Origin of the sequence: Pseudotabrizicola algicola, assembly GCF_010915705.1 — a bacterium.
Classification (GTDB): Bacteria; Pseudomonadota; Alphaproteobacteria; order Rhodobacterales; family Rhodobacteraceae; genus Pseudotabrizicola; species Pseudotabrizicola algicola.
Window position 1 is genome coordinate 2,501 of record NZ_JAAIKE010000025.1, and the last position, 3,042, is coordinate 5,542.

Annotated in this window: 2 rRNA genes (1 of these 2 running past the window's edge); both read left to right on the forward strand. The window is 53.4% G+C overall.

The annotated features are described in order from the left end of the window. A 23S ribosomal RNA gene (locus G3572_RS21775) occupies positions 1–2,686 on the forward strand; it begins 147 nt to the left of the window's first position. A gap of 126 nt (positions 2,687–2,812) precedes the next feature. Further along, positions 2,813–2,927, forward strand: a 5S ribosomal RNA gene (gene rrf / locus G3572_RS21780). Positions 2,928–3,042: the final 115 nt, after the last annotated feature.

Here is a 3,042-nt window from a genome sequence, read left to right on the forward strand (position 1 = left end):
AATTACCTCTGGTGATTTATAATGGGCTGAAACAGGTACTTTAACCCTGAATACATAGGGGTTTTAGAGCAAACCCGGGGAACTGAAACATCTAAGTACCCGGAGGAAAGGAAATCAATAGAGACTCCGCTAGTAGTGGCGAGCGAACGCGGACCAGCCGAGCCTGGAAGAGTGACTGGAATGGTCTGGAAAGGCCAACCATAGCGGGTGACAGTCCCGTACAGGAAGCTTTACAGGACATATTAAGTAGGGCGGGACACGTGAAATCCTGTCTGAAGATCGGGGGACCACCCCCGAAGGCTAAGTACTCCTTACTGACCGATAGCGAACCAGTACCGTGAGGGAAAGGTGAAAAGCACCCCGACGAGGGGAGTGAAACAGTTCCTGAAACCGAACGCCTACAAGCAGTCGGAGGGTCCATGAGACCTGACGGCGTACCTTTTGTATAATGGGTCAACGACTTAGTCTAACGAGCGAGCTTAAGCCGATAGGTGTAGGCGCAGCGAAAGCGAGTCTTAAAAGGGCGCATGAGTTCGTTGGATTAGACCCGAAACCGAGTGATCTAGCCATGTGCAGGATGAAGGTAAGGTAACACTTACTGGAGGTCCGAACCAACACCCGTTGAAAAGGGTCTGGATGACGTGTGGCTAGGGGTGAAAGGCCAATCAAACTCGGAGATAGCTGGTTCTCCGCGAAAGCTATTTAGGTAGCGCCTCGGACGAATACCTTGGGGGGTAGAGCACTACATGGATGATGGGGGCCCACAGCCTTACTGAGTCTAAGTAAACTCCGAATACCCAAGAGTACTATCCGGGAGACACACGGCGGGTGCTAACGTCCGTCGTGAAGAGGGAAACAACCCTGACCTGCAGCTAAGGCCCCTAATTCGTGGTTAAGTGGGAAAGCATGTGGGACGGCCAAAACAACCAGGAGGTTGGCTTAGAAGCAGCCATCCTTTAAAGATAGCGTAACAGCTCACTGGTCTAGATAAGCTGTCCTGCGGCGAAGATGTAACGGGGCTCAAACCACGAGCCGAAGCTCAGGATGCATAGCAATATGCGTGGTAGCGGAGCGTTCTGTGATATAGAACGCTGTCTCTTTAATGCCCTCGGGTGTTACGGAGACAATGTTCTTTCTGTGAAGCCGGGCTGTAAGGCATCCGGTGGAGAGATCAGAAGCGAGAATGTTGACATGAGTAGCGACAAAGGGGGTGAGAGACCCCCTCGCCGAAAGTCCAAGGGTTCCTGCTTAAAGCTAATCTGAGCAGGGTAAGCCGGCCCCTAAGGCGAGGCCGAAAGGCGTAGTCGATGGGAACACGGTTAATATTCCGTGGCCAGGAGGAAGTGACGGATCTTTACTGTAGTTCGGTCTTATCGGATTGACCGGGCTGCTGCGAGGTCCCTGGAAATAGCCCTCCATCAGACCGTACCCTAAACCGACACAGGTGGACTGGTAGAGTATACCAAGGCGCTTGAGAGAACCACGTTAAAGGAACTCGGCAAAATGCCTCCGTAAGTTCGCGAGAAGGAGGCCCCATATGTGCGCAAGCATGTGTGGGGGGCACAAACTAGGGGGTGGCGACTGTTTACTTAAAACACAGGGCTGTGCGAAGCCGTAAGGCGACGTATACAGTCTGACGCCTGCCCGGTGCTGGAAGGTTAAAAGGAGGGGTGCAAGCTCTGAATTGAAGCCCCAGTAAACGGCGGCCGTAACTATAACGGTCCTAAGGTAGCGAAATTCCTTGTCGGGTAAGTTCCGACCTGCACGAATGGCGTAACGATCTCCCCGCTGTCTCTAACGTGGACTCAGCGAAATTGAACTGTGTGTCAAGATGCACACTACCCGCGGTTAGACGGAAAGACCCCATGAACCTTTACTCCAGCTTTGCACTGGCATCAGGAATGTGATGTGCAGGATAGGTGGTAGGCTTTGAAGCAGGGACGCCAGTCCTTGTGGAGCCATCCTTGAGATACCACCCTTCGCCTTCTTGATGTCTAACCGCGGTCCGTTATCCGGATCCGGGACCCTGCATGGTGGGGAGTTTGACTGGGGCGGTCGCCTCCCAAACAGTAACGGAGGCGCGCGAAGGTAGGCTCAGAGCGGTCGGAAATCGCTCGTTGAGTGCAATGGCAGAAGCCTGCCTGACTGCAAGACTGACAAGTCGAGCAGAGACGAAAGTCGGTCATAGTGATCCGGTGGTCCCAAGTGGGAGGGCCATCGCTCAACGGATAAAAGGTACTCTGGGGATAACAGGCTGATGATGCCCAAGAGTCCATATCGACGGCATCGTTTGGCACCTCGATGTCGGCTCATCTCATCCTGGGGCTGGAGCAGGTCCCAAGGGTATGGCTGTTCGCCATTTAAAGAGGTACGTGAGCTGGGTTTAGAACGTCGTGAGACAGTTCGGTCCCTATCTGCCGTGGGTGTAGGAGATTTGAGAAGAGTTGCCCCTAGTACGAGAGGACCGGGGTGAACGTTCCACTGGTGGACCAGTTATCGTGCCAACGGTAGTGCTGGGTAGCTATGAACGGACAGGATAACCGCTGAAGGCATCTAAGCGGGAAGCCCCCTTCAAAACAAGATCTCCCTTGAGAGCCGTGGAAGACCACCACGTCGATAGGCCAGAGGTGTAAGTGCAGCAATGCATTCAGCTGACTGGTACTAATTGCTCGATAGGCTTGATTTGATCCAGTAACAGCAAGGCAATAGGCCTCGCCAAACCGGTCAATCGCATACACCAAAACAACGTGTACAAACTCGGAACAACACTGATGTTCGGCGGGAAATCAAACCCGCCGTGTCTCTTCTTCGGTTTGGTGGTCATAGCACGAGCAAAACACCCGATCCCTTCCCGAACTCGGCCGTTAAGTGCCGTCGCGCCAATGGTACTGCGTCTCAAGACGTGGGAGAGTAGGTCACCGCCAAACCTAATAAGAGACAAAACTCTCAATACGATAACAAAAACCCGATCGAAATTAATCGCCCTCGGGAATGGCGCGGGGTGGAGCAGCCCGGTAGCTCGTCAGGCTCATAACCTGAAGG